The sequence below is a fragment of the Paracoccus stylophorae genome (genome assembly GCF_028553765.1).
In the GTDB taxonomy this organism is placed as follows: Bacteria; Pseudomonadota; Alphaproteobacteria; order Rhodobacterales; family Rhodobacteraceae; genus Paracoccus; species Paracoccus stylophorae.
The window spans coordinates 1,837,144-1,855,565 of record NZ_CP067134.1 but is presented as its reverse complement, the minus strand read 5'-3'; the positions used below and the strand labels follow the sequence as shown (position 1 = coordinate 1,855,565).

Genomic DNA, 18,422 nt, shown 5'->3' with positions numbered 1-18,422 from the left:
CCATTAACGGACCGATGCGCAAGCAGGAGGCTTTGCAATGAACGGCGTGCGGACAGCCACCGGCAAGAAGATCGAGCCTCTGGGCAAGATGTTTGCAAAGCTGCCCAAGCGGGCGCTGACGCGGGTGGGCGTGGTCGATGTGGGATCGAACTCGATCCGGCTGGTCGTGTTCGACGGGGCCGCGCGATCGCCGGCCTATTTCTACAACGAAAAGGTGATGGCGGGCCTGGGCGCGGAGATGGCCGCGACGGGGCGGCTGAACCCGGCCGGGATCGAACGCGGCTTTGCGGCGCTGCGCCGGTTCGCCACGCTGGCCCGCAGCATGCAGATCGAGCCGTTGACCTGCGTGGCCACCGCCGCCGTGCGCGAGGCCGCCGACGGGCCCGAGTTCCAGGAACGGGTCGAACGCGAGACCGGCATCCGCATGCTGGTCATCGACGGCGAGGAAGAGGCGCGGCTGTCGGCGCAGGGCGTGTTGCTGGGCTGGCCGGATGCCAAGGGGCTGGTCTGCGACATCGGCGGCAACTCTCTGGAACTGGCCGAGGTCGAGGGGGGCAAGGTCGGCCGCCGGGTCAGCGCGCCATTGGGTCCGTTCCGCTTGCAGCAGGTCAAGGGCGGGGCGGACGGGCTGCGCGACCATATCCGCGCGATCATGGCCGATCTGGCCGACCGGATGGGCACCGAACACGAACGGGTCTATCTGGTCGGTGGGTCATGGCGCGCCATCGCCCGGCTGGACATGGAACGCCGCCAATATCCGATGACGGTGCTGCACGAATACCGCATGACGCCCGAGGCGGTGGCCGAGACGGTGGGCTGGATCGCAGCGACCCCGCTGGCCGATCTGCGCGCGCGGGTCAGCATCTCCTCCTCGCGGATGGAGCTTGTGCCGCTGGCCGCGCAGGTGCTGTCGGAACTGGTCGGGACGTTCGCGCCGGCCGAGCTGGCGGTCAGCAGCTATGGCATCCGCGAGGGCTTGTTATACGAACACATGACCGACAGCCTGCGCCGCCGCGACCCGCTGATCGAGGCCGCGCGCTTCACCGAACGGCAGATGGCGCGGATGCCCGGCTTCGGCAAGAAGCTGTATCAGTTCCTGCACCCGATCTTCGCCGATGCCCCGCCCGAACGCGAACGCCTGATCCGCGCCGCCTGCCTGCTGCACGACACGACCTGGCGCGCTCATCCCGATTACCGGGCCGAGGCCTGTTTCGACAATGTCACCCGCGCCAACATGGCCGCGCTGAGCCATTCGGAACGGGTATTCCTGGGTCTGGCGCTGCTGCATCGTTACAAGAACAACCGCTCGGAATCGCCGATGGCGCGGCTGTTCGCGCTGCTGTCCGACGATGAAGTCCGCGATGCCGAGACGCTTGGCAAGGCGATGCGGTTCGGCGCGATGTTCGCCATCGAGGACCCGGCCGATGCGGGCGCGCTGAAGCTGACGGACAAGGGCACGCGGCTGCGCCTGACCCTGACGAAGACCGGCCGCAGCCTGATGGGCGAGGTCGCACATTCGCGGTTCCGGTCGCTGTGCAGCTCGATGGGGGTCGAGGCGGTGGTCAGCGACTGACACGATCCGGCGGGGCCGGCCCGTGGGATGCCACCGGCCGGGATCGCGAACAGCAAAAAAAGGGCGCCCGAAGGCGCCCTTTTCCCGTTCTGCCGTGGGGCAGGGGGCTGATTACATCATGCCGCCCATGCCACCCATGCCGCCCATGTCGGGCATGCCGCCGCCGCCCTGGCCCTTCGGCTCGGGCTTTTCGGCGATCATGGCTTCGGTGGTGATCAGCAGACCGGCGACCGAGGCCGCGTCTTCCAGCGCGGTGCGCACGACCTTGGCCGGGTCGATGACGCCGAACTTGAACATGTCGCCATATTCTTCGGTCTGCGCGTTGAAGCCGAACGCCTTGTCGTTCGATTCGCGGATCTTGCCCGCGACCACCGCACCGTCAACGCCGGCATTCTCGGCGATCTGGCGCATCGGAGCCTCCAGCGCGCGGCGCACGATGGCGACGCCGGCTTCCTGGTCCGAGTTCTCGCCCTTGATGCCGTCCAGCGCCTTGCCGCCCTGAAGCAGCGCGACGCCGCCGCCGACGACCACGCCTTCCTGAACCGCCGCGCGGGTCGCGTTCAGCGCGTCATCGACGCGGTCCTTGCGCTCTTTGACCTCGATTTCGCTCATCCCGCCGACGCGGATGACCGCGACGCCGCCGGCCAGCTTGGCCACGCGTTCCTGCAGCTTTTCCTTGTCATAGTCCGAGGTGGTTTCCTCGATCTGCTGGCGGATCTGGCTGACGCGGGCCTCGATCTCGGACTTCTCACCGGCGCCGTCGACGATGGTGGTGGTGTCCTTGTTGATCGTGATCTTCTTGGCCGTGCCCAGCATGTCGATGGTCACGTTTTCCAGCTTCATGCCCAGATCTTCGCTGATGACCTGACCGCCGGTCAGGATCGCGATGTCCTGCAGCATCGCCTTGCGGCGATCGCCGAAGCCGGGTGCCTTGACGGCCGCGATCTTCAGACCGCCGCGCAGCTTGTTGACGACCAGCGTGGCCAGCGCCTCGCCCTCGACATCCTCGGCGATGATCAGCAGCGGTTTCTGCGACTGGATCACCGATTCCAGCAGCGGAACCATGGGCTGCAGCGACGACAGTTTCTTTTCGTGCAGCAGGATGTAGCAGTCTTCCAGATCCGCGACCATCTTGTCGGGGTTGGTCACGAAATAGGGCGACAGATAGCCGCGGTCGAACTGCATGCCTTCGACGACCTCGACCTCGGTTTCCATCCCCTTGTTCTCTTCGACGGTGATCACACCCTCGTTGCCGACCTTCTGCATCGCGTCGGCGATCTGACGGCCGATCGAGGCTTCGCCGTTGGCCGAGATGGTGCCGACCTGCGCGACTTCGTCGCTGTCGTTCACCGGGCGCGAGGCGGCCTTGATCGCCTCGACGACCTTGGTGGTGGCCAGGTCGATACCGCGCTTGAGGTCCATCGGGTTCATGCCGGCGGCGACGGCCTTCATGCCTTCCTTGACGATGGACTGGGCCAGAACCGTCGCGGTGGTGGTGCCGTCGCCGGCCTCGTCATTGGTGCGGGCCGCGACTTCGCGGACCATCTGCGCGCCCATGTTCTCGAACTTGTCGGACAGCTCGATCTCCTTGGCGACGGTGACGCCGTCCTTGGTAATGCGCGGCGCGCCGAAGGATTTGTCGATGACGACGTTGCGGCCCTTGGGGCCAAGCGTGACCTTGACGGCGTCCGCCAGGACGTTGACGCCTTTCAGCATCCGGTCGCGGGCGTCGGTGCCAAATTTGACTTCTTTACCAGCCATTTGAATCTCCTGAATTTTCTATCGTGAAGTTGCGTGTTCCGGGGTGGCCGATCAGCCGATGATGCCCAGAATGTCGCTTTCCTTCATGATCAGCAGCTCTTCGCCATCAAGCGTGACTTCGGTGCCCGACCATTTGCCGAACAGCACCCGGTCGCCGGTCTTGACGGCGGGCGCGATCAGTTCGCCCGAATCCTTGCGCGCGCCTTCGCCGACCGAGACGACCTCGCCTTCCGCGGGCTTTTCCTTGGCGCTGTCGGGGATGATCAGACCGCCCTTGGTCTTTTCTTCCGATTCAACGCGGCGAACCAGCACGCGGTCATGCAGCGGTTTGAATGCCATGGGTGAACACTCCGTGTTTCAGGTTACAGTGTTGTTGTTGGCACTCACCCAAGGCGAGTGCCAATGCCGGTGATCTAGGCAAAGTTTGGAACCGTGTCAACGCCGTGGCGGGGCGATTTTTCGGGGTGCGTCTGGCTGGCCGGGGGAATATGTGCAAGCGTCTGTCGCGCAGCGCGGAATGCGCGCGCAAGACGGCAGGAACGACAAGGCAGGGGGCGGCGATGCGGCGGATCTGGGCGGCGGCGGCGATGTGGACGGTTCTGGCCGGGATCGGCCTTGCGTCGGAATGCGTGGGCGTGAACCTGATCGAGGCGCTGCCGCAGGATCAGCGCGCGCGCCTGGACGATGCGGTCCGCGACGTGCCCTATCACCGGGGCATCCTGTGGCGCGCGACGAAGGGCGATGCGCGCATGACCCTGGTCGGCACCTATCATTTCGGCGATCCGCGTCACCGCCGGATGCTGGATCGTCTGGCCGAACCGTTGCAGGACGCCGCCGCCCTGTATGTCGAGGCCGGCCCCGAGGAGGAACGGCGGCTGACAAGGGCGCTGGTCGAAGACCCCGATCTGATGGTCAATGTCGATGGCCCGACCCTGCCCGAACGCCTGTCGGATACGGAATGGCAGGCGCTGGCGCGCGCGATGGAGGATCGCGGCACGCCCGCCGTCATCGCCGCCAAGCTGCGGCCGTGGTATGTGGCGATGATGCTGGGCGTGTCGCCCTGCATGATGCAGCAGGCGGGCGACAACGGCGCCGCCGGGCTGGATCGGCTGCTGGTTCAGCGGGCCGAGGATCTGGACGTCCCCGTCCGCGCGCTGGAGCCGTGGGACACCGTCTTCACGCTGTTCGGGGACATGACGCCGGCGCAGGAAATCGACATGATCCGCGCCTCGCTGCCCGCCGCGTCCCATGCCGACGATTACGCGGTGACGCTGACCGATGCCTATTTCGCCGGCGATGTCTGGCAGATCTGGGAATTCGGCCGTCTGGACGCCTATCGCAATTCCGACCTGACCCGCGCACAGGTGGACGAACAGATGCAGCTTGCGCAGGCGCAGCTGATGGATGCGCGAAACCAAAGCTGGATCGGCAAGTTGATCCGGGGCGCCGAGGAGGCCGCGCAACAGGGCAGGGGCATCGTCGCCGGGTTCGGCGCGCTGCATCTGCCGGGCGAGAACGGCGTGTTGCGGCTGCTGGAAAAGCGCGGATGGAACATCGAAAGGCTGGACCGATGATCGAGGGAATATGGGCACGGGAACAGGCGTTCTGGACCGCCAGCGCGGCCGAGGCGCTGCGCGATCTGGACGACGCGGCGATCATGGTGTTCGGGCCGACCGGCATCCTTCAGGGCGATGCCATCGCCCCCACCCTGCGCGACGCCCCACGCTGGAGCGAGGTGGCGATGACCGAGCGCCACGCCACCCGCACCGACGAGGTGGTGGTGCTGGCCTATCGGGCAACCGCGCGGCGTGACGGAAAAGACCACCGGGCGCTGTGTTCCAGCACCTGGCTGATGCGCGCCGACGGCTGGAAACTGATCGCGCACCAGCAGACGCCGCTGTAGCTCCGCGTCAGCCGCGCCGGCCGGTCCGGGTGCCGGTCCAGGTGCGGCGGGAACGGGCGCGCGGCGGGATGCGTCAGGATCGTCCGCCGGGGCGGTGTTCGCCCGTCTCGGGCCGGCCCAGCCCGTGTTCGGGTTCTTCCTCGTCATGTTCCTCGGCCATCGGGGCCGCGCTTGGCCCGTGCGAGAATCGCTCCATCAGCGCGTTTTCCAGATTGCGGTTCAGCTCGCGGCTCAGCTGCACATAGTCGGGATTTTCGTCCAGCGGCACGCCGGGTTTCCACACCTCGGCCAGTTCGCGCAGCGAGGCGCGGTCCAGGCGGTAGAAGATCCGTTCCAACTCGGCCGCCTCGTATTCCGAAAGCCCGGTATTTTCCAGAACATAGCGCGCCGCCCGCAGCGAGCTGTCAAAGGTTTCGCGCACGATGTCGTCCGCGCCCGAGCGGTAAAGCTGATAGACATTCACCCGGTCGCGGGCGCGCGCGATGATGTGCAGATCGGGGCGGCGTTCGCGGGCATAGCGGATCAGCTTCAGATTGGCGTCGGGATCGTCCAGCGCGGCGACCAGGATGCGGGCCTTGTCCAGCCCCGCCGCCATCAGGATCTCGGGGCGGGTCGGATCGCCGAAATACCCCTTGAAGCCAAAGCGCCGCATCAGCTGGATCAGCTTCAGGTCGTGGTCCAGCACCGTGGTCTGAAAGCCCGACATGGTGACCATGCGGTTGATCACCTGACCGAAACGCCCGACGCCTGCGATGATGATCGGCTGCTGTTCCTCGATATCGTCGGGCGCGTCGGCGGCCGCGGTTTCGGTCAGCCGCCGCGTCACCTGTTCGTGCAGGATGAACAGAAGCGGCGTGGCCAGCATGGTCAGCGCGATCACCAGCAGGACCGATTTGGCCAGTTCCGCCGGCAGGATCGCCAGCGTCACGGTATAGGACAGCAGCACGAACCCGAATTCGCCCGCCTGCGCCAGAGACAGGGTGAACAGCGACCGGTCCCGGTGCTTCATCTTGGTCCAGCGCGCGATCAGCAGCAGGATCGCGGCCTTGGTCGAGATCAGCGCCGCCGTCGCCGTCAGGATCGGGATCGGCTGTTCGGCCAGCACGGCCAGATCCATCCCCGCGCCCACGGTGATGAAGAACAGGCCCAGAAGCAGCCCCTTGAACGGCCCGATCTGCGATTCCAGCTCGTGCCGGAACTCGGACCCGGCCAGCATCACCCCGGCCAGGAACGTTCCAAGCGCGGGCGACAGACCCACAAGGATCATCAGCGACGCGATGCCGACCACGATCAGCAGCGCCATCGCGGTCTCCATCTCGGGCAGGCGCGAGGCGATCACGAAGCGAAAGACGGGACGGATCAGGTACTGGCCCAGAAGAATGACCGCCGCCACCGCCGCCAGCGTGACCAGAGTGGCGCCCCAGGCGGGCAGCCAGGCCATCATCATCTCGCCGATGTGATCCTGCTCGTGTCCCGCCTCGCCGCGATTGCCGAACGGCGCCAGCAGCGGCATCAGCGCGATCATCGGGATCACCGCGATGTCCTGCGTCAGCAGCACCGAAAAGGCCGACCGCCCGCCGGTCGTCTGCATCAGCCCCTTTTCCGACAGGGTCTGCAACACGATCGCGGTCGAGCTGAGCGACAGCACCATCCCCAGGGCCAGCGCCGCCGGCCAGTCCAGCCCGAACAGCAGCGCCACACCGGCCACGGCACCGATGGACAGCAGCACCTGCGCGCCGCCCAGCCCGATCAGCCGGTGGCGCATGTTCCACAGATTGCGGGGTTCCAGTTCCAGACCGATCAGGAACAGCATCATCACCACCCCGAATTCGGCGAAATGCTGAAGATCGGACATCTGGTTGCCGGTCAGGTTCAGGACCGGCCCGATCAGGATGCCGCAGATCAGATAGCCCAGAACCGATCCCAGCCCCAGCCGGGCCGAGATCGGCACGGCGATCACCATCGTCACCAGATAGACGGTGGCGAGGAGGAGAAAGTTTTCCATCGCCTCCCTTCTACTGTCCGTTCAGGACCGACAGCTCTTGCGGGCGCCCGCCTTTGACATAGGTGATCCGGCTGTTGCCGATATCGGTGATCGTGCCGCCGTTGATCCGGTCGCCAAGGCGCAGGGTCAGCACCCGGCCGTTGGAAAGCCGGACCAGCGCGCGGCTGGCCTTGCCGGCGCCGATCGTGCCGATGATCTGGGTGCGGTTCAGGGTGATGCCGTCCTTGATCGTGGCGGTGGCGGCGGCGCTGCCCTGGGCGCGGCCGGCCGGCACCTTGGCCGCGACCTCGGGCTCGTTCTCGGCCTCGGGCGGGGTATAGGCCTGTTTGCGGGCGGCGGCGGCGCGGGCCTCGGCCTCGGCCTGCGCGCGGGCGCGGGCTTCGGCCTGCGCACGGGCGCGCGCCTCGGCCTGCTGGTCGGCGGCGGCGCGGGCGCGGGCGCGCGCCTCGGCCTGGGCCTGAAGCTCGGCGTCCATGCGGCGCTGTTCGGCCAGGGCCGCGTCGCGTTCCTGCGCGGCTGCGGCGGCGCGCAGATCGTCGGCCGAGGGCGCGGCGGCCGGGGTCGAGGGCGCAAGCGAGGACGCCGCCGCACTGGCGGCGGCGCGGGCGCTGCTGCGCCGGGGCGGCAGGGCCGAGGCGGTCAGCGCCGTCAGCGCGACCGCGCCCGGCGGGGCGGAACTGCTGGCGACGGCGGCGGCGATGGCGTTCTCGACCGCCTTGCCCGACAGGCTGGCATTGCCGGGTCCGGTGTTGCCTCCCGCCCCCGGCCGCGGGCTGGGGCGCAGCGACCGGCTGAGCCGCGCGCCCGTCGCGGCAGAGGGTTGCGCGGGCGCGGCGGCGGATGCGGGGGGCGCTGCCGTCTCGGCCTCGCTGCGCGGCTGCGGTCGATCCGATGCGGCGACCGCCTGCGCCACGGCGGCGCGCACGGCGTTTTCCGACGGCCCGGACACCGACACCGGCTTGCGGACCGGACGGGCATCGGCCAGCCGGATCAGCACCCGGCGCTCATCCTCGCTGACGCCGGATGCGCCGGCCTGCGCGGTTCTCAGATCGCGCAGCAGCCCGTGCAGAAACACCTGTTCCGCGCGTGTCAGGCGGGTCGGCGCCGCATCCTCGTTCACGCTGCCCTCTTCCAGCAGGGTCAGGTTTTCGGGGCGCTGCGGCGGCCGGCGGGACGAACCGGGCGGCTGCGCGGACGGGGCCGGCGCGGGCGAGGCGGCCGGAACGGTCTGCGGCGCGGGCTGGTCGGCAGCCGGACCGGGCGTCGTCGCGGCGCGGGCCGGGCGGCCGGGCGGGCGGATGCCGGTCAGTTGCGGTGCCTGCCGTTCGGCGCGCCGATCGAAAGGCTGCGGATTGGCCGGAACAGCCGGACGGGAATCCGGTGCCGCAGGGGTTTCCGCGCGCGCCGGCGGCGTACCGGGACGGGCGGATCTGGACAGGCGCAGCGAACTGGCCGCCGCCGAAGCCTGCGCCGCCGCCGTATCCGATGGCGCGGTCGATGCCGGTGCCGGCGGGGTCTGTACAGGCGGGGTCTGGCCCTGTGCGGCGTCCGCGTCGCTTGCAGGCGCGGCAGTTTCAGGCGCGGCGTTCGGCGCGGAGGGTTGCGCGCGCGCCGCGTCGTTTTCCGCCACGCGGCCCGAGATCGCCTCGGACAGCGCGCGGGTCAGCGGATCGTCTTCGGTCGCGGGATCGGGGGTCGCAGCATCTTGGGTCGCGGTCGCGGCCGGCGCAGGCGCGGGGGGTGCTTCCGCCGTTGTCTCGGCAGTCTCGGCCGGGCTGACGGTGTCGGCGGAAAGCGCGGTGTTGTCCTCTGCCGGTCCGGCATCCTCCGCGGCCGGGATCGCTGCCGTTGTCGCCTCGGGCTGGGTCGCGGAAGCCTGCGGCGCGTCCGTGGCGGGGTCGGCCCGATCGGCCGTGGCGTTGCCCGGATCGACGGGCGCGGGGGTAAGCGGCGCCGTGTCTGCCGTCGGCGCAGGCTGGGGCGTCTCGGTCACCTCGGCCGTCTCTTGTGGCGCGATTGCCGTTTCGGTCTGTGCCGGGATTGCTGTGATGCTGTCGGTGTCGGCGCTCGGGTCTGTGTCCTCGCGGTTTCCGAACAACAGCAGGACGGCGACCAGCGCGACGACCAGGACGCCCATCATCACCGGCAGGCGCGCCGGGTCCAGATCGCGCAGACGCGCCATCAGCGCCGCGCGCCGACCGGGGGTCGGGGCAGGGGTTTCATCGCGGCGGGCGCGGGCCTCGGCGGCGCGATCATGCACGGCGGCGGCGCGCGGCGACAGGCGCGGGGCGGACACGCCTTTCGCCTCGCCGTGGCGGATTACGGGCGGGGCCGCGACGGGCGTCTTGTCGCCCGATGCCACCGTCACGGGCGGCGCGTCGCCCGCCGCCGGCATCTGCGCCGACGGGTCCGGCGCAGGCGCGGCATCCGCGGCCGCCTCGCCTTGGGCGGGGGCATCAGGGGCCGCGTCCGTCGTCAGAACGGGTGCGACATGATGCGGCGTGATGCGCGAGATGAAATCGGCTTTGGGCGCGTCGGCCGCCGGCAGGGCTGGCGCATCCTCGATCGCCGCGGCGGTGATGCGGGCCTGCGTCAGGTCGGGTTCGCTGAAGGGCGGGCGCGCGGCATCCTCGGCAAAGGCGCGGCTGGTCCCGAAATCGGGCTGACCGTCGAAACGCGCATCGCCCGGACGGGCGACGAAGCCCGAGGCGCGGAATCCCTGCGCGCGGGCGAAATCCTCGGCCTCTTCCAGGGTCCGGCGGGCGACGGCGGCGACGCGCAGCGTCTCGATATCGCCGGACTCGGACGGGCACCAGTCGAACGCCAGATCGGACGCCTTGTAGGGCGTCATCCCCTCAAGCGCGCGCGCCACCGCAGCCGGGATGTCCGCCCCGGCGGGGACCGTCAGCACGGTATACAGGATCTGATCGTCCGGAATGACCAGCACGGCATCGGCGGAACCGACGGCATCGCCGGCCTCTTGCCGCAGCGCGTTCAGCCTTGCGGCCACATCGCGGCCGGCAAACCGCGCCTCGCCCAAGGTTTTCCAGTCATGGCCGTCATGGCGTTCCAGCAGGACCGCCTCCTGCGTGAAGCTCATGGCGAATTCGGGGGCGCGCGCGTGCTGGTTCATGTTTCTGTCACTGCTCGAAATACGTCGCGATTCTGAAATGCCGCGATCTGGTGGGGCCTAACCTGATCTACCCCAAATCATGTGGTGAGAAAAGCGAATCTGGCGCATCTGTGAACCCTTTTCGCTGAACCCGGCGCTATCATCCATCGTTGCGACACAGGTCGCATGAACGAAGAAAGAGGACATCACATGATCGATCCATCCCGCGTCATCACCCGCTCGGTCCTGATCACCGCCACGGGGCTGGGAATTGCCCTGGCCGGTCCCGTCGCCGCCGCACCCGGCAAGGGCGACAGGGGCCATCGCGCGATGCCGCATCACTGCATGATGCAGGCGGGCGCAGGCGCGCGTCGCCTGACCGTCACCGGCGAGGGCGAGGCCCGGGTCGCCCCCGACCTGGCCACGATCCAGCTGGGCGTGACCAGCCAGGCCGACAGCGCGGCCGAGGCGATGTCCCAGACCTCGACCCAGCAACGCGAGGTGATCGAGGCGCTGTCACGGGCCGGCATCCCCGAAACCGACATCCGCACATCGGGCCTGAACCTGAACCCGCTGATGGATTACGGCGAAAACCGCGCCCCGCGCGTCACCGGATACCAGGCCAGCAACCGCGTCACCGTGCGCGTCAGCGAGATCGGCGAGCTGGGCTCGGTGCTGGATGCGATCGTGGCGGCCGGCGCCAACGAGATCAGCGGCATCGAGTTCAGCCGCGAAAATGGCATGGGCGCGCAGGACCGTGCCCGCCGCGCCGCCGTCGCCGATGCCCGCCACAAGGCCCAGGTGCTGGCCAAGGCCGCCGGTCTGAGACTGGGGCCGGTGATGGTTCTGCGCGACAGCCAGATCAGCGACGGGCCGCGCCCGATGATGCGCATGGCCGCCGATGCCGCGACCGAGGGTGCCCCGGTCGCCGCCGGCCAACTGTCGATGAACGCCAGCGTGCAGATGGAATACGCGCTGATGGGCGGCAGGAATGATTGCCGCGACGAGATGCGCGGCAAGCACCATGACATGCGCGGAAAGCCCGGCCAGGGCGGAAAGCGCGGCGACCGCGGCGCCGATGCGCAAGAGAGAACCGCGCCGCAGGATCGCGCCCAGCCGCAGGACGGGGCGGCGTCGCAGGATGACACGGACGCGCCGAACCCGGAGGCAGCGCAGCAAGACATCGCGCCGCAACCGGACATCGAACTGCCCGAGGGTCATCCGCCGATCCCTGCGGACGGTGCCGACACGGCCGCGCCGCAACCCGCCGATACGGCACCGGCGACGCCCGAGGCGGATGAACCTGAGGGGCAGCAGCCGGACGCGGAACAGCCGGCACCGTCAGGCGCGGAAGAATCTGACGCAGAACAGTCTGACGTCGAGGCGGAAACGCCTTCGAACTGACGCCGGCAAATCATTGAACCGAAATGAAAAAGGGGGCGCCGTGCCCCCTTTTTTTACGTCCGTCTCAGGCCGTCGCCTTGGCCAGCGCCTGATCCAGGTCGGCGATCAGGTCGTCGGGGTTCTCGATCCCGACCGACAGGCGCACCACCTCGGGCCCGGCGCCGGCGGCGCGCTGCTGTTCTTCGGTCAGCTGGCTGTGCGTCGTCGATGCCGAATGGATCACCAGCGAGCGCGCGTCGCCCAGATTGGCGACATGGCTGAACAGTTCCAGCGCGCCCACCAGCTTCACCGCCGCGTCATAGCCGCCCTTGATCTCGAACGTGAACAGGCCGCCCGCGCCCTTGGGATACAGCCGCTTTGCCGTCTCGTTCCACGGCGACGAGGCGAGCCCGGCATAGGTCACCGACTGCACGCGCGGGTCGTTTTCCAGCCATTCGGCGACCTTCTGGGCGTTCTCGACATGGCGCGGCATCCGCAGGCCCAACGTCTCGATCCCCATCAGCGTGTAATGCGCGCCCTGCGGGTTCATCGTCATGCCCAGATCGCGCAAACCGATGGCGATGCCGTGGAAGGTAAAGGCCAGCTCGCCGAAGGTCTCGTGGAATTTCAGCCCGTGATAGGCCGGTTCGGGCGCCGCCAGCGACGGGAATTTGTCGCTGGCCGACCAGTCGAACTTGCCGCTGTCGATCACCGCGCCGCCGGTCACGGTGCCGTTGCCGGTCATGAACTTGGTCAGGCTGTGCACGACCAGCGTCGCGCCCATCTCGATCGGGCGACACAGATAGGGCGTGGCCAGCGTGTTGTCCACGATCAGCGGAATACCCGCCGCATCGGCGATTTCGGCGACCGCCGGAATATCGGTCACGTATCCGCCCGGATTGCTGATCGATTCGCAGAAGATCGCGCGGGTGTCGTCGTCGATGGCCGCGCGCAGCGCATCCAGATCGTCCAGATCGACGAATTTCGCCGACCAGCCGAAACGCTGGATCGTATGGCTGAACTGGGTCACGGTGCCGCCGTAAAGCCGGGTCGAGGCGATGATGTTCTTGCCTGGACCCATCAGCGGAAACAGCGCCAGGATCTGCGCGGCGTGACCCGAGGAACAGCAGACCGCGCCCGCCCCGCCCTCCAGCGCGGCGACACGGCTTTGCAGCGCCGCGACCGTCGGGTTCGTCAGCCGCGAATAGATATAGCCGACCTCCTGCAGGCCGAACAGGCGCGCGGCATGTTCGGCATCGCGGAACTGATACGAGGTGGTCTGATAGATCGGCGTCTGCCGCGCGCCGGTGGCGGGGTCGGGCGCGCTGCCGGCGTGGATGGTCAGCGTGTCGAAATCGAGATCTTGGGTCATGGTCCTCTCCGTCTGGGTTGCGCGCAGCCTAGTCGCGCGGCGGGCATGGCTTCAATGACGTTTTCGCGGCCCGGTCCGACGGTGACGTGGGCGGCCCCGGTGCATGCAATGCGGTCGGCCACGGCGACGACGGCTGAGGGCGCGCGCCGCCCCGTCCCCAGCCGGCGCGCCTTCGTCGTTGCAACATCGGCCCCGCCGCGCTAACACCCCGCGCAATCGCAGAAAAGAGGCCTTCATGTCGTCCCCCCTCCGCTTGGGCATCGCCGGGCTTGGCACCGTCGGGATCGGTGTCGTCAAGATCGTTCAGAAACATGCCGGTCTGCTGGCGATGCGGTCGGGGCGCGAGGTTGCGATCACCGCGGTCAGCGCGCGCGACCGGATGAAGAACCGCGACGCCGATCTGTCCGCCTATCGGTGGGAAGACGACCCTATGGCGGTGGCGACGGCCGACGACGTCGATCTTTATGTCGAACTGATCGGCGGCGATAACGGCATCGCCCGCGACAGTATTCAGGCGGCGTTGCGCGCCGGCAAGGACGTGGTCACCGCCAACAAGGCGCTGCTGGCCATGCACGGGCAGGATCTGGCGCTGCTGGCCGAGGATCTGGGCCGCGTCATCCGGTTCGAGGCTGCGGTGGCCGGGGGCATCCCGGTGATCAAGACGATGACGGAATCGCTGGCCGGCAACGATATCGGCCGCGTCATGGGGGTGATGAACGGCACCTGCAACTATATCCTGACGCGGATGGAAAGCGCCGGCCTGCCCTATGAGGCGGTGTTCGAAGAGGCCCGCCAGCTTGGCTATCTCGAGGCTGATCCGCAGCTTGACGTGGGCGGCATCGACGCCAGCCACAAGCTGGCGATCCTGTCCGCCATCGCGTTCGGCACCCAGGTCGATTTCGACGCCGTCGAGATCGAGGGGATCGAGCGTGTCAGCATCGACGATATCCGCCGCGCCGCCGACATGGGCTATCGCATCAAGCTTCTGGGGGTCGCGCAGATGACCGCGCGCGGGCTGGAACAGCGCATGTCGCCCTGCCTCGTGCCCGCCGACAGCCCGCTTGGGCAACTGGTCGGCGGCACCAACATGGTGGTGCTGGAAGGCGACAGCGTCGGCCAGATCGTGCTGCGCGGGGCAGGGGCGGGCGAAGGCCCGACCGCCAGCGCGGTGCTGTCCGACATCGTGGAAATCGCGCGCGGCGTCCGCATGGCGATGTTCGGCCAGCCCGCATCGAGGCTGAAGACCGCGCGTCCCGCCCGGACGGCGGTGCCCGCAGCCTATTACATGCGGCTGGAATTGCAGGACAAGCCCGGCGCGCTGGCCAAGGTCGCCTCGGTGCTGGGCGATGCCGGCATCTCGATCGACCGGATGCGGCAATACGGACAGCACAGCGACACCAGCGTGCCGGTGCTGGTCGTCACCCACAAGACCACGCCCGAGGCGATCGACTATGCGATCCAGACGCTGCCCCGCACCGGGGTTCTGGTCAGCGACCCGGTCGAACTGCGCATCGAAGAGGTCTGAGGCAGCCCCGCAATCCCACCCGATGCCCTTTGCCTTGGGACAAATATCCTCGGGGGGGCCGGGGGGCAGACAGCCCCCCGGCTTTCGCGGGACGCAACCGGCTCAGGCCGCCCGCGTCTCGCGGATCAGCCGCAGGATGTCGGCGGCGGCGGCGGGGATGTTGGTGCCCGGACCGAAAATCGCCTTCACGCCCGCCTTCTTCAGGAAATCGTAATCCTGCTGCGGAATGACGCCGCCGCAGATCACCAGGATATCGCCCGCACCCTGCGCCTTCAGCGCCTCGATCAGCTTGGGTGCCAGCGTCTTGTGGCCGGCCGCCTGCGAACTGATGCCCACCACATGCACGTCGTTGTCCACCGCGTCCTGCGCCGCCTCGTCCGGCGTCTGGAACAGCGGACCCACATCGACATCGAAGCCGATATCGGCAAAGGCGGTGGCGATCACCTTGGCGCCGCGATCATGCCCGTCCTGGCCCATCTTGACGACCAGCATCCGCGGCCGGCGGCCTTCTTCCTCGGCGAAGCTCTCCACGTCCTTCTGGATCTGCGCGAACCCCTCGTCGCCCTCATAGGCGGCGCCATAGACGCCGGCCAGCGTCTTCACCTCGGCGCGGTGACGGCCGAATTGCTTTTCCATCGCCATGCTGATCTCTCCTACGGTTGCGCGGGCGCGGGCGGCCTCGACCGCGGCCTCCAGCAGGTTCCCGCCCTCGGCCGCGCGCCGCGTCAGCTCGTCCAGCGCCGCCTGACAGGCCGTCTCGTCGCGGCTGGCGCGGATCTTTTCCAGCCGCGCGATCTGGCTGTCCCTGACCTTGACGTTGTCCACATCCAGAATGTCGATCGGGTCCTCGCGATCCTTGCGATACTTGTTGACGCCGACGATCACATCCTCGCCCCGGTCGATCAGGGCCTGACGCCGCGCCGCCGTCTCTTCGATGCGCAGTTTCGGCATGCCGCCGGCGACGGCCTTGGTCATGCCGCCCATCTCCTCGACCTCCTCGATCAGCTGCCACGCCTTGTCGGCCAGCTCGGCGGTCAGGCTTTCGATGTAATAGGACCCGGCCAGCGGATCGACGACATGGGTGATGCCGGTTTCCTCCTGCAGGATCAGCTGCGTGTTGCGGGCGATCCGGGCGCTGAAATCGGTGGGCAGGGCGATGGCCTCGTCCAGCGCGTTGGTGTGCAGCGACTGCGTGCCGCCAAGCGCTGCCGACATCGCCTCATACGCGGTGCGGATGACGTTGTTGTAGGGGTCCTGTTCCTGCAAGCTGACGCCCGAGGTCTGGCAATGCGTGCGCAGCATCAGGCTGCCGGGCTTCTTTGCGCCGAATTCGGACATGATCCGGTGCCACAGCAGCCGCGCCGCCCGCAGTTTCGCGATTTCCATGAAGAAATTCATGCCGATGGCGAAGAAGAACGACAGCCGCCCGGCGAACGCATCGACATCCATGCCCGCCGCAATCGCCGCGCGCACATATTCGCGCCCGTCGGCCAGCGTATAGGCCAGCTCCTGCACCAGGTTCGCCCCGGCCTCCTGCATGTGATAGCCCGAGATCGAGATGCTGTTGAAGCGCGGCATCTGGTTCGACGTGTATTCGATGATGTCCGAGATGATCCGCATGCTGGGTTCGGGCGGATAGATATAGGTATTCCGCACCATGAACTCTTTCAGGATGTCGTTCTGGATCGTGCCGGACAGCGCCGATCTGTCATGGCCCTGTTCCTCGCCCGCGACGATGAAATTCGCCAGGATCGGGATCACCGCGCCGTTCATGGTCATGCTGACGCTGACCTGATCCAGCGGGATGCCGTCGAACAGGATCTTCATGTCCTCGACGCTGTCGATGGCGACGCCGGCCTTGCCCACATCGCCCTCGACCCGCGGATGGTCGCTGTCATAGCCGCGATGGGTGGCCAGGTCGAAGGCGACGGACACGCCCTGCTGGCCGGCGGCAAGGTTGCGGCGATAGAAGGCGTTCGATTCCTCGGCGGTCGAGAAGCCGGCATATTGCCGGATCGTCCAGGGCCTTCCCGCATACATCGTGGCGCGCGGCCCGCGGGTGAAGGGGCCAAAGCCCGGCAGCCCGTCCAGATGGTCGAGCCCGGCCATATCCTCGCGCGTATAAAGCGGCTTGACCGCGATGCCTTCCAGCGTGTCCCATGTCAGACTGTCGGGATCGCGGCCCTTCAGTTCCTTCCGGGCCAGCTTGCGCCAATCCTCCAGCGTCGGTTTTGTCATGATCCGTCCTTTCCCAAAGGCCGCGCCATCCTATATTCAGATCAGGATGAGGTGCCCATGAAGTTGAATTTCCTGTTTCTCGCGGTGGCGCTTGCGGCCATGGGACCGGCCCGCGACGCGCCGCCGCCCACCGCGCCCCAGGTGCCGCAATCCCGCCCCGTCAGCCCCGAAGAGATGCCCGCGCCGTCCGCGCCCGCACCCGCGCGCCCCGAATTGCTGGTATATGGCGCGGGCGAGGTCCAGCCCGAGGATTTCCTGTGGACCTCGCGCCCGATCGTGGTGTTCTCGGACACGCCCGAAGACCCGGCCTTCCGCCAGCAGATGCGGGTGCTGCGCGAACAGCCGCGGATGCTGGCCGACCGCGACGTTGTGGTGATCACCGATGCCGACCCCGAGGCGGCCAGCGCGTGGCGGCGTCGGCTGCATCCGCGCGGCTTCTCGCTGGTCATCATGGACAAGGACGGGCAGGTCAAGCTGCGCAAGCCGTTTCCGTGGGACGTGCGCGAAATCAGCCGGGCCATCGACAAGTTTCCGCTGCGCCGGCAAGAGATCGGGCGCGCCGATCTGGGCGAATAGATGCGGCGGAACCCGCTGGCTGGCCGGTCGTTTCTGTTGCGAAACCCCGTGTCAGGCCCTATCTTCATTGCAGGGACGCCCTCGGGGCTTCCCGTCACGTCGAAAGGTGAAACGATGGCCAAGCAGTCCGCACTTCGCAAGATCGACACGCCCGAACCCGTCGTCCGGCCGGCGCGCGGCCCGCGCGATGCGGTGGCCGACGCCACCGACGAATTGGTGCGGCGGCTGCTGAAAGCCAGCAACTCGAACGAGATTGCGGCGGTGATCGGTCTTCCGCCCATCAAGGGGATCTCCGGTCCGAAGGTGTTCTACTAGGATCGACGGGGCGGCCATCGGCCGGCCCCGCATTCGCGTCGTCGCGTTCCTGTTCCTGCAACGCCTTCAGCAGCGCCCGGACCGCCGGCGCCCCGCCTTTCAGGCTTGCCCCCAGCAACATCATCGCGACATTTCCCGCCTGCAACGTCTCATCCGTCAGGCTGAGATAATCGTCCAGCATCTCGCCCGCGCGTTCCGGCTGCGCCCGCGCGCTGCGGCGGATATCCTGCGCCAGCGCCACCCGGACCGCGATCAGCCGGTAATAGCGCACGACCGGGTCGATCACGTGCTGGGGCAGGATATGCACCTGTTCGACCACGGCGCGGAAGATGCGGTCATTGGCGTCATGGGGCAGGATCGGCACGTGCTGATCGCCAAGCAGCCTTTCGCGCAGCGCCATGCTGGCCGCGCGGTTGTCGGCGGCCTTCTGATGTTCCAGCGAGGCGACATGGGCACGGATTTCGGCCAGCAGCGCGCGCTGAATGTCCGACACCTGTTCGACGCGCAGAACCCTGTCGCGCCGCCGGGACAGGGCGTGCGTCCAGAACCAGCCCGCCGCCACCACGCCACCGCCCACAAGCGCGGTGACAAGGGCGGCGGCGACCCGGTCGTTCAGCAAAAGCGCCTGCCAGTCCAACTGCCTGCACCCCTTTCCCTTC

General features: G+C 68.1%; 14 protein-coding genes. 7 read left to right on the top strand and 7 right to left on the bottom strand.

Features of this window, described 5'->3' with window-relative positions; all coding sequences use genetic code 11:
* Positions 1-37: 37 nt before the first annotated feature.
* On the top strand, positions 38-1,573 hold the full coding sequence (locus JHW45_RS09050; protein ID WP_419181789.1) for a Ppx/GppA family phosphatase: 1,536 nt from the start codon (positions 38-40) through the stop codon (positions 1,571-1,573).
* A 111-nt stretch (positions 1,574-1,684) separates the two neighbouring features.
* Here the strand turns inward: JHW45_RS09050 and groL are convergent, their stop codons facing one another.
* Together groL and groES are read right to left on the bottom strand one after the other, a co-directional pair.
* Positions 1,685-3,334: a chaperonin GroEL gene (gene groL / locus JHW45_RS09045; RefSeq protein ID WP_272857380.1), complete on the bottom strand. Its 1,650-nt coding sequence runs from the start codon at positions 3,332-3,334 to the stop codon at positions 1,685-1,687.
* 51 nt (positions 3,335-3,385) lie between these two features.
* Complete coding sequence (gene groES, locus JHW45_RS09040) at positions 3,386-3,673, bottom strand: co-chaperone GroES (RefSeq protein WP_272857379.1); 288 nt, start codon at positions 3,671-3,673, stop codon at positions 3,386-3,388.
* A 221-nt stretch (positions 3,674-3,894) separates the two neighbouring features.
* Here groES and JHW45_RS09035 point away from each other — a divergent pair, with 221 nt between their 5' ends.
* Together JHW45_RS09035 and JHW45_RS09030 are read left to right on the top strand one after the other, a co-directional pair.
* A complete protein-coding gene (locus JHW45_RS09035; protein WP_272857378.1) occupies positions 3,895-4,908 on the top strand; it encodes a TraB/GumN family protein in 1,014 nt (337 codons plus the stop codon).
* A complete protein-coding gene (locus JHW45_RS09030) occupies positions 4,905-5,237 on the top strand; it encodes a nuclear transport factor 2 family protein (RefSeq protein WP_272857377.1) in 333 nt (110 codons plus the stop codon). Before JHW45_RS09035 ends, JHW45_RS09030 begins: the two co-directional genes overlap by 4 nt.
* Positions 5,238-5,310: 73 nt before the next feature.
* Here the strand turns inward: JHW45_RS09030 and JHW45_RS09025 are convergent, their stop codons facing one another.
* Positions 5,311-7,242 (bottom strand): monovalent cation:proton antiporter-2 (CPA2) family protein, encoded by a 1,932-nt coding sequence (locus tag JHW45_RS09025; protein WP_272857376.1) that lies wholly within the window; start codon positions 7,240-7,242, stop codon positions 5,311-5,313.
* Positions 7,243-7,252: 10 nt separating this feature from the next.
* The gene (locus JHW45_RS09020) at positions 7,253-10,375 is read right to left on the bottom strand and encodes a hypothetical protein (RefSeq protein ID WP_272857375.1); all 3,123 of its coding nucleotides are present in this window, start codon (positions 10,373-10,375) and stop codon (positions 7,253-7,255) included.
* A 189-nt stretch (positions 10,376-10,564) separates the two neighbouring features.
* On the opposite strand from JHW45_RS09020, the gene JHW45_RS09015 reads away from it, so the two are divergent.
* On the top strand, positions 10,565-11,758 hold the full coding sequence (locus tag JHW45_RS09015) for an SIMPL domain-containing protein (RefSeq protein ID WP_272857374.1): 1,194 nt from the start codon (positions 10,565-10,567) through the stop codon (positions 11,756-11,758).
* Positions 11,759-11,822: 64 nt separating this feature from the next.
* Here the strand turns inward: JHW45_RS09015 and JHW45_RS09010 are convergent, their stop codons facing one another.
* On the bottom strand, positions 11,823-13,109 hold the full coding sequence (locus tag JHW45_RS09010) for an O-acetylhomoserine aminocarboxypropyltransferase/cysteine synthase family protein (protein ID WP_272857373.1): 1,287 nt from the start codon (positions 13,107-13,109) through the stop codon (positions 11,823-11,825).
* 235 nt (positions 13,110-13,344) lie between these two features.
* Here JHW45_RS09010 and JHW45_RS09005 point away from each other — a divergent pair, with 235 nt between their 5' ends.
* Complete coding sequence (locus tag JHW45_RS09005) at positions 13,345-14,634, top strand: homoserine dehydrogenase (RefSeq protein ID WP_272857372.1); 1,290 nt, start codon at positions 13,345-13,347, stop codon at positions 14,632-14,634.
* 102 nt (positions 14,635-14,736) lie between these two features.
* On the opposite strand, the gene scpA is transcribed toward JHW45_RS09005, so the two are convergent.
* Positions 14,737-16,872: a methylmalonyl-CoA mutase gene (gene scpA / locus JHW45_RS09000; protein ID WP_272857371.1), complete on the bottom strand. Its 2,136-nt coding sequence runs from the start codon at positions 16,870-16,872 to the stop codon at positions 14,737-14,739.
* A 57-nt stretch (positions 16,873-16,929) separates the two neighbouring features.
* On the opposite strand from scpA, the gene JHW45_RS08995 reads away from it, so the two are divergent.
* Positions 16,930-17,448, top strand: coding sequence for a DUF4174 domain-containing protein (locus JHW45_RS08995; RefSeq protein WP_272857370.1), 519 nt, complete (start codon positions 16,930-16,932; stop codon positions 17,446-17,448).
* Between the two features lie 114 nt (positions 17,449-17,562).
* A complete protein-coding gene (locus JHW45_RS08990) occupies positions 17,563-17,763 on the top strand; it encodes a hypothetical protein (RefSeq protein WP_272857369.1) in 201 nt (66 codons plus the stop codon).
* On the opposite strand, the gene JHW45_RS08985 is transcribed toward JHW45_RS08990, so the two are convergent.
* The gene (locus tag JHW45_RS08985; protein ID WP_272857368.1) at positions 17,729-18,400 is read right to left on the bottom strand and encodes a hypothetical protein; all 672 of its coding nucleotides are present in this window, start codon (positions 18,398-18,400) and stop codon (positions 17,729-17,731) included. The two genes, JHW45_RS08990 and JHW45_RS08985, sit on opposite strands and share 35 nt — an antisense overlap.
* Between the last annotated feature and the right edge of the window lie 22 nt (positions 18,401-18,422).

Bases quoted from the DNA above. Each gene is read 5' to 3' on its own strand.
- JHW45_RS08990 (WP_272857369.1), top strand. From the start codon at position 17,563: ATGGCCAAGCAGTCCGCACTTCGCAAGATCGACACGCCCGAACCCGTC.
- JHW45_RS09005 (WP_272857372.1), top strand. From the start codon at position 13,345: ATGTCGTCCCCCCTCCGCTTGGGCATCGCCGGGCTTGGCACCGTCGGG.
- JHW45_RS09015 (WP_272857374.1), top strand. From the start codon at position 10,565: ATGATCGATCCATCCCGCGTCATCACCCGCTCGGTCCTGATCACCGCC.
- JHW45_RS08995 (WP_272857370.1), top strand. From the start codon at position 16,930: ATGAAGTTGAATTTCCTGTTTCTCGCGGTGGCGCTTGCGGCCATGGGA.
- JHW45_RS09035 (WP_272857378.1), top strand. From the start codon at position 3,895: ATGCGGCGGATCTGGGCGGCGGCGGCGATGTGGACGGTTCTGGCCGGG.
- JHW45_RS09025 (WP_272857376.1), bottom strand. From the start codon at position 7,242: ATGGAAAACTTTCTCCTCCTCGCCACCGTCTATCTGGTGACGATGGTG.
- JHW45_RS09020 (WP_272857375.1), bottom strand. From the start codon at position 10,375: ATGAACCAGCACGCGCGCGCCCCCGAATTCGCCATGAGCTTCACGCAG.
- groL (WP_272857380.1), bottom strand. From the start codon at position 3,334: ATGGCTGGTAAAGAAGTCAAATTTGGCACCGACGCCCGCGACCGGATG.
- scpA (WP_272857371.1), bottom strand. From the start codon at position 16,872: ATGACAAAACCGACGCTGGAGGATTGGCGCAAGCTGGCCCGGAAGGAA.
- groES (WP_272857379.1), bottom strand. From the start codon at position 3,673: ATGGCATTCAAACCGCTGCATGACCGCGTGCTGGTTCGCCGCGTTGAA.
- JHW45_RS09010 (WP_272857373.1), bottom strand. From the start codon at position 13,109: ATGACCCAAGATCTCGATTTCGACACGCTGACCATCCACGCCGGCAGC.
- JHW45_RS09050 (WP_419181789.1), top strand. From the start codon at position 38: ATGAACGGCGTGCGGACAGCCACCGGCAAGAAGATCGAGCCTCTGGGC.
- JHW45_RS09030 (WP_272857377.1), top strand. From the start codon at position 4,905: ATGATCGAGGGAATATGGGCACGGGAACAGGCGTTCTGGACCGCCAGC.